Annotated in this window: 7 protein-coding genes; 1 reads left to right on the plus strand and 6 read right to left on the minus strand. The window is 65.8% G+C overall.

Annotation, left to right across the window (positions count from 1 at the left end; genetic code table 11):
* The 4 genes from AC5JJ6_RS33940 to AC5JJ6_RS33955 form a co-directional block, all read right to left on the minus strand.
* Nucleotides 1–382 (minus strand): ABC transporter permease (locus AC5JJ6_RS33940; RefSeq protein ID WP_496046273.1); only part of this gene is annotated, 382 nt, incomplete at its 3' end.
* Nucleotides 379–1281 (minus strand): ABC transporter permease, encoded by a 903-nt coding sequence (locus tag AC5JJ6_RS33945; protein ID WP_496046274.1) that lies wholly within the window; start codon nt 1279–1281, stop codon nt 379–381. The genes AC5JJ6_RS33945 and AC5JJ6_RS33940, both read right to left, overlap by 4 nt.
* A 23-nt stretch (nt 1282–1304) precedes the next feature.
* Nucleotides 1305–2357 carry an ABC transporter ATP-binding protein gene (locus AC5JJ6_RS33950; RefSeq protein WP_496046275.1) on the minus strand — a complete coding sequence of 351 codons (1053 nt, stop codon included), beginning with the start codon at nt 2355–2357 and terminating at the stop codon, nt 1305–1307.
* Between the two features lie 83 nt (nt 2358–2440).
* Nucleotides 2441–3475 carry an ABC transporter substrate-binding protein gene (locus tag AC5JJ6_RS33955; RefSeq protein ID WP_496046276.1) on the minus strand — a complete coding sequence of 345 codons (1035 nt, stop codon included), beginning with the start codon at nt 3473–3475 and terminating at the stop codon, nt 2441–2443.
* Between the two features lie 149 nt (nt 3476–3624).
* On the opposite strand from AC5JJ6_RS33955, the gene AC5JJ6_RS33960 reads away from it, so the two are divergent.
* On the plus strand, nt 3625–4548 hold the full coding sequence (locus tag AC5JJ6_RS33960) for a LysR substrate-binding domain-containing protein (RefSeq protein ID WP_496046277.1): 924 nt from the start codon (nt 3625–3627) through the stop codon (nt 4546–4548).
* A gap of 247 nt (nt 4549–4795) precedes the next feature.
* Here the strand turns inward: AC5JJ6_RS33960 and AC5JJ6_RS33965 are convergent, their stop codons facing one another.
* Together AC5JJ6_RS33965 and AC5JJ6_RS33970 are read right to left on the minus strand one after the other, a co-directional pair.
* Nucleotides 4796–5206, minus strand: a complete 411-nt coding sequence (locus AC5JJ6_RS33965) for a hypothetical protein (RefSeq protein ID WP_496046278.1) — start codon at nt 5204–5206, stop codon at nt 4796–4798.
* Nucleotides 5207–5275: 69 nt separating this feature from the next.
* Nucleotides 5276–7179: ATP-binding protein (locus AC5JJ6_RS33970; RefSeq protein WP_496046279.1), on the minus strand; the 1904-nt coding region annotated here is incomplete at its 5' end.

Raw genomic sequence — 7179 nt, forward strand, 5'->3', positions numbered from 1 at the left:
CGCCTAACCCGATCTGCGTGAAGAAGCGCAGGAAGGCGATGCCCAGCACGATATGTGGCACCATCAGCGGCGACAGGAACAGGGCCGTCATGACCTCCCGGCCGGGGAACTGGTGCCGTGCGATGGCCAGCGCCGCCGGGATCGAGAACGCCACCGCCACCGTCGACGACAGGGCGCCGAGCACGAGGCTGTCGCGGAAGGCCCGGACGAATTCCGGATTGTCGCCGATCGCGTAGAACCAGCGGAGCGAGACGCCGTTGGTCGGCAGCGACAGGTAGCCTTCGGGCGTGAAGGCGACGGCGCAGACGATCAGGATGGGCGCCAGCAGGAAACCCAGGAACAGCACGTGGAAGACGAGGGCCAGGGGGCTGTTGCGGTTCATTCGAACACCTGCTTGTAGCGACGCTCGATCAGGCGGTTGCAGCCGACGATGATGACGATGTTGGCGATCAGCAGCAGGATCGCTACCGCAGCACCCAGCGGCCAGTTGAGCGTGTTCAGGAACTCGTCGTAGGCCAGGGTCGCCGCCACCTTCAGACGCCGGCCGCCGATGATGGCCGGGGTGGCGAAGGCGCTGGCGGCCAGTGCGAAGACGATGATCGAGCCGGACAGGATGCCGGGGACGATCTGGGGCAGGACGACGCGGCGCAGCACGGTGAACGGCTTGGCGCCCAGCGACAGCGCCGCGTTCTCGATCTGCGGGTCGAGCCGCTGGAGCGATGCCCAGACCGACAGCACCATGAAGGGCACCAGCACATGGGTCAGCGCGATGACGACGCCTGTTTCGGTATACATGAACTCGATCGGGGTCGAGATCACGCCGACCGCCGTAAGTCCCTGGTTGATCAGCCCGGTCGAGCCCAGCAGCAGCGCCCAGCCCAGCGTCCGCGACACGACCGAGATCAGCAGCGGACCCAGCACGATCAGCAGGCAGATGCCGCGCCAGGGAGAGCGCATCCGGCGCAGGATATAGGCTTCCGGCGCGCCGATGCATGCTGAGATCAGCGTTACCAGGAAGGCGATCCGGAAGGTCCGCAGGAAGACTTCGTGGAAGTAGCTGTCGGAGAAGATCTCGACGTAATTGCCGAGCTGCCAGACATCCTGGATGCCGGTGTAGAAGCCGAAGCTGTTGAGCGACAGCAGGGCCGTCATCGCCAGCGGGACCAGCAGCAGCACCGCGAACAGCGCCAGGGCAGGCAGGCTCAGCAGGTACGGCACCCAGCGCCGCCGGTCCGCCGGAGCGGGGGAGGGGGACGCCGCGGTTTCATCGGAGGCGGTCAACGAATTGGACTCATGCAAGGCGGTCATGAAGCGCCAGCCTGAGCGGCCATTACCCGCATGTCCTCGGGGCGCCAGCCGACCATGACCCGCTCGTTCTCCTGCGGCATCGCCTGCCCGTCGTGCTGGCGGATCACCATCACCTGACCGGCTTCGGTCCTGACCTCGAACAGCCACTGCGTTCCCTGGAAGACCCGCGCCTGAACCATGCCGGGCACGCCGGCGTCGGGCACGAAGGCGACCTTCTCCGGACGGACGGTCATGACGCCCGGACCGGCGGGAACGTCCGATCCGACCGGCCAGGAAACGCCCGAAACGTCGATCCGGCCGACGCCGCCGTCATGCCTCACCGTACCCTGAAGCAGGTTGGTCCGGCCCAGGAAGTTGGCGACGAAGGCGCTGGCCGGGCGGTCGTAGGCTTCCTGCGGGGCCGCCACCTGCTCGACCTTGCCCTTGTTCATCACGACGACCCGGTCCGACAGGGCCATCGCCTCCGACTGGTCGTGCGTGACGAGGATCATGGTGGTGCCGACGGTGCGCTGGATGCGCCGGAGTTCGATCTGCATCTCCTCCCGCATCTTGGCGTCCAGGTTGGACAGCGGCTCGTCCAGCAGCAGCAGGTTCGGCTTGATGACGAGGGCGCGGGCCAGCGCCACGCGCTGCTGCTGACCGCCGGACATCCGCTTGGGATGGCGGTCGCCATAGGCGCCAAGGCCGACGAGTAGCAGCGTCTCGGTTACCATGCGGTCGCGGTCGGCGCGCGACACGCCGCGCATCTCCAGGCCGAACGCGACGTTCTCAGCCGCCGTCATGTGCGGGAAAAGCGCGTAGCTCTGGAAGACGATGCCCAGGCCGCGCTCGTTCGGCTTCTTCGCCAGCAGGTCGGCGCCGTTCAGCGTGACCCGGCCCGACGTGGGATCGGTGAAGCCGGCGATCATCTGGAGCGTGGTGGTCTTGCCGCAGCCGGACGGGCCGAGCAGCGAGACCAGCTCGCCCTTCTCGACATCGAGCGAAATGCCGTCCACCGCCACGTACTGGTTGAACCGCTTGGTCAGTTTATCGAGGACAAGATAAGGCAAGGATAAATCTCCGCAGCCGGCGGGCGGGCTTTCGCCCGCCCTGAACTCGCAAGCGGGCTTTCGCCCGCCTTAAGATCAAGGGATCAGCGCTCGACTTCGCGGGTCCAGCGCTTGTTCCAGACCTCGCGGTTGGCGTTGATCGTGTCCCAATCCACCACCAGCAGCTTGCTCATCTGCTCCGGCCCGTAGGGCAGTCCCTTCTGCTGTTCGGGCTTGAGTTCGACCGTCTTGTTCATCGGGCCGAAGCCGGCATCGACGGCGAGCGCCATCTGCGCCGTCGGCATCAGCATGTACTGGATGAACTGCTGCGCCTCGGCCGCCTGCTTGCTGCCGGCCACCTGGCAGGCGGCAGACGCCAGCACGACGCCGCCTTCCTTGGGATAGACGAAGGCGGCGGGGAAGCCGGTATCCGCCAGCGCCTTGACCCGGCCCGAACCCCAGACCGCGATGTTGGCCTGACCGCTCTGGAACAGCTCGGTCATCTTGCCGGGCGACGGCTCGTAGGCCAGGACGTTGGGGTTGATCTTGTCGGTGAATTCCTCGAAGCCCGGCTCGATGTTCTTCTCGCCGCCGCCGTTCAGCCGCGCCATCATCACCAGGGCGTGCAGGCCGTAGGAGTTGTTGATCGGCGGGACGACCAGCTTCTTCTTGTACTTCGGATCTTCGATATCCTTCCACGAGGTCGGCGCCGGCCAGCCGTTCTCGTCGAACACCTTCTTGTTGTAGACGATGCCGGTGCCGACGGCGCCGAAGTTCACGGCCTTGTTGGACGAGATCTTGGCAAGGTCGTACAGATCGTCGTAGACGGGGGCCTTCGCCAGATCGGCGCAGAAGCCGAGCGCCACCGCCTGATACATCGGACCGTCGTCGAGGATCACCAGATCGATCTGCTGGTTGCCCTTCTGGGCCTGGAGCTTGGCGAGGTTGTCGGTCGAGTTGCCGGCGACGTATTCGACCTTCACGCCGTGCTGCTTCTCGAAGCCGGGGATGATCTCCTTCCGCATCGTCTGCTCGAAGGAGCCGCCGTAAGCGGCTACGTAAAGGGTCTTCTGCTGCGCCTGCGCCGTGCCGCACCATACGGCGGCGGTCGCCATCAAACCATAAACCAAAGCCCGCATCAGTCTCTCTCCTGTTCTGCATTGATTGCCGAGCCGCGCTATTGCCGGTGCGCTTGAGCGACAGGTTCGCCCCCCGGCTGCATAATCGTCAAATCGAATTGCTGGCGGTTCTCATAACCAAATATTATGCTGTAACGGAAACGAAGCCGTTGGAGTTGTCCCGTCACGTGCTCAATCCCCGCCAGATCGAAGCCTTTCGCGCCGTCATGCTGACCGGCGGCATCACGTCGGCCGCCGAGTTGATGAACATTTCCCAGCCGGCGGTAAGCCGCCTGATCGGCGACCTGCAATACGCGCTGAAGCTGACGCTGTTCGAGCGGCGCGGATCGCGGATCACGCCGACGAGCGAGGCGCAATTGCTGTATCAGGAGGTGGAGCGGTCCTTCGTCGGGCTCGAGCGGATCGAGCAGGCGGCGCGCGACCTGGAGGCGCGCCGGGCGGGGACGCTGCGGGTGGCGGCGATGCCGGCCCTGGCGATCGGCTTCCTGCCGCGCTTCGTCGCCCGTTTTCTGGAGCGGAGGCCGCGCGTGGACGTCTCGCTCTGGGGCAGCAGTTCGACGCTGGTGCTGGACTGGGTGGCGGCGGGGCAGTGCGAACTGGGTTTCGGCCAGACCCCGGTCGAGCACGCTACCGTCCTGAGCGAGAAGCTGCCGCCGGTCCCGGCGGTCGCCATCATTCCCAGCGGCCACTGGCTGGCGGAAAAGGAACGCATCGTCCCGGAGGACTTTGCGAACGAACCCTTCATCTCGCTGGGATCATCGACTCTGCTCCGCTACCGGATCGATGCCGTCTTCGCCGACCACGGCGTCAACCGGAAGCAGCGGATCGAGACGCAGCTGACGATGATCGCCTGTGCGCTGGTCGCCGCCGGCACCGGCGTCGCCATCGTCGACCCGTTCACCGCCGAAGAGTATGTCGGGCGCGGACTGGCCGTCCGCCCCTTCGCACCGAGCATCAATGTCGAGATGTCCATCCTGCATTCGGCGCAGCGCACGCTCTCGACACTGGCTCAGGACTTCCTGGCTGAATTCCGCTCCGAGGTGGCGGGATACAGCCTGAAAGTTCAAGCCTGACGCCGGGCCGGTCAGTCGTGGTCGTGCTAAGTATCGGGGTTGGTCTTCCCGGTCGGAATGCTCGGATCGGCCTCCGCGTCCAATGTCTGCGAACTGGCCCAGAGCATTGAAGCGCTTAACGCGAGGAAAGAGCCGACTACGAGAAGAAGAAAAGCAACGTTGCCGCCAGTCATGTATCCCTCCTGATTTCATCCATGCCACAGAACCTCGGACGATCCGGCGGTCCGGTCTAGTCGTAGTATCCGGTCTAGTCGTAGTAGTAGTCGCGCTCATACGCGTCTTCATCGTCGTAACCGAGATCCGGCGGACGGCGGGAGACCGCCTGTCCTCGCCCGCTTCGGCCCAGTAGCGCGCCGATGACGAAGCCGGCGGAGAGCGCGCCGAGCAGGCTCGCGACGGGGTTCTCCCGCACGAACGTTTCCGCGGTTCCGATGCCGTAGGATCGACGATCCTGGACCGGGTTGCCGGCGTGCCTGCCGGTTCCCGTCCCGGTAGCCGGGCTCACCGGAGAATACGCTGCCGGCGTGGGGGCTCCGACTTCTTCCGAGCCGGTCTCCAGCACTCTTCCCGGATCTGCGTTCGGCTTTGATGAGGTGGAACGTGCAGCGGCATCGCTGGACTTGGCGTATGTCGGCGGCGTCTCTGTCGAGGCGGCCATGAGCGTTTCTCCCGGGTTCGTAACCTCTATAGGAAACAAGGTGGGCAAACGGTGGTTCCTTAACGGCGTTCACCGGCATGCAGCGTCATGCATCACGGCCGCGATCTTCTTTTGCAGTTCGGCGTAATCGTAAGGCTTGGCCACCACCGTATAATCGCCGTTCATGTCGCCGGTGACGGCGTGGCCGGCGAAGCCGGATGTCAGCAGGACCTTGATGCCGGGGCGCAGATGTGCGGCTACCCTGGCAAGCTCGGCGCCGCTCATTCCGGGCGGGATGACGATATCGCTGAACAGCAGGTCCAGCGGCCGGTCGCTTTGCAGGGTTTCCAGCGCCTCGTTGGCGTGGGCGGCGCCGACCACCTGATGACCCCAGCGCGTCAGCATCATCTGCGTGGTCAGGCGGATTATGGCGTCGTCCTCGACCAGCAGGATGTCCAGTGACGGCGTCGCCGGTTCACCGGTCGCCTCAGGGGCCTGCGACAGGACGCGGTGGCGGGGCAGGCGGACCGCGACGGTGGTTCCCTGCCCGGCCACGCTGCTCAGCTCGATGGTTCCGTCATGAAGTCCGACCAGCCGCCGGGTCAGAGTCAGCCCGAGGCCGGTGCCCTCGACCTTGCCGGTTCCGACGGCGTCGGCACGCCAGAACGCTTCGAACATGTGGTTGAGGTCGTCCTTCGCGATGCCGATCCCGGTATCGGTCATCGTCAGGAACAGGCCGCCGTCGGCGTCCTGTTGCGCCGTTACCGTCACCTGCCCGCCGCTTGGCGTGTACTTGACGCCATTCGTGAGGAGGTTGAGCAGGATCTGCCGCAGCCGCTTTTCGTCGCCGCGGATCGTCGCGACTTCCGGCGCCACCGTGGCGGACAGGGCGATCCTCGCCTTTGTGGCGCGCGGTTCAATCATCCGGATGCAGAAGTTGACCGTTTCGGCGAGATCGACCTCCTCCTCGCGGATCGCCAGCCGTCCGGCCTCGGCCTTGGCATGATCCAGGATCTCGTTGATCAATCCCAGCAGATGCTGGCCGCTGTCGCGGATATCGCCGGCCCATTCGCGGTAGCGGTCGCTGCCGAGGGGGCCGGCCACTTCGCTGCGGATCATGTCGGCGAAGCCGATCACGGCATTGAGCGGACTGCGCAATTCGTGACTCAACTCCGCCATGAACTGCCCCTTGGCGCGGTTGGCGCTTTCCGCCGTCTCCTTGGCCAGCTTCAGGTCGGCGTCGATCCGGTTGCGTTCCGCGACGTCCCGGATGATGCAGGTGATGAAACGCCGGCCGCCGCCGCCGCACCATGCGCTGAGCGAGAGTTCCAGTTCCAGGGCCGTGCCGTCCCGGTGCAGCCCCCGGACCTGACGGTTGGTGAAGCTGTCCTGGATGAACCGCTCCGCCTCCGGCAGGAGCAGGCGGATATCGCGGCCCATGACATCGGCGGCCTTGTGGCCGAACAGTCTCTCGGCGGCGGAGTTGAACGCGGTCAGCTCTCCGTCCCCGCGCGCCGTCACGATGGCGTCGGCGGCCGTGTCGATGATCGCCCGGTAGCGCGCTTCACTGGTTCGCAGGTCCTGAAGGATTCCTATTCGCTCCCGTTCGCGGGAGAGCAGGGTCCCGAAGACGAGCGCTCCGCCGACATTCATGACGACCAGTGGCAGACCGACCGCCGAGAGCACCTGCAAAGCGTCTTGCCAGGACGGTAGCAGAAGGACGCTCAGGATGTTGCAGGAGATCAGCAGCCCGAGGATCGCGAACGAAGCCGTTCGGAAACGAAGCCGGAGCTTCCTCGGCAAGCGGTCGAAGAGGACGCCGGCCAGGGCCGCGATCGCGATGCCGGCCACGCCGGCAGGAGCCCCGATCCCGCCGGTCCCGAACAGGCGATAGGCTCCTGAGATCAGCGCCGCGATCGCGGCGGCAGCGACGCCGCCGAACGGGGCCGCGAGACCGAGCATGATCGCCCTGGCATCGACCACCACGCCGGGCG

The organism is Skermanella sp., assembly GCF_059503625.1.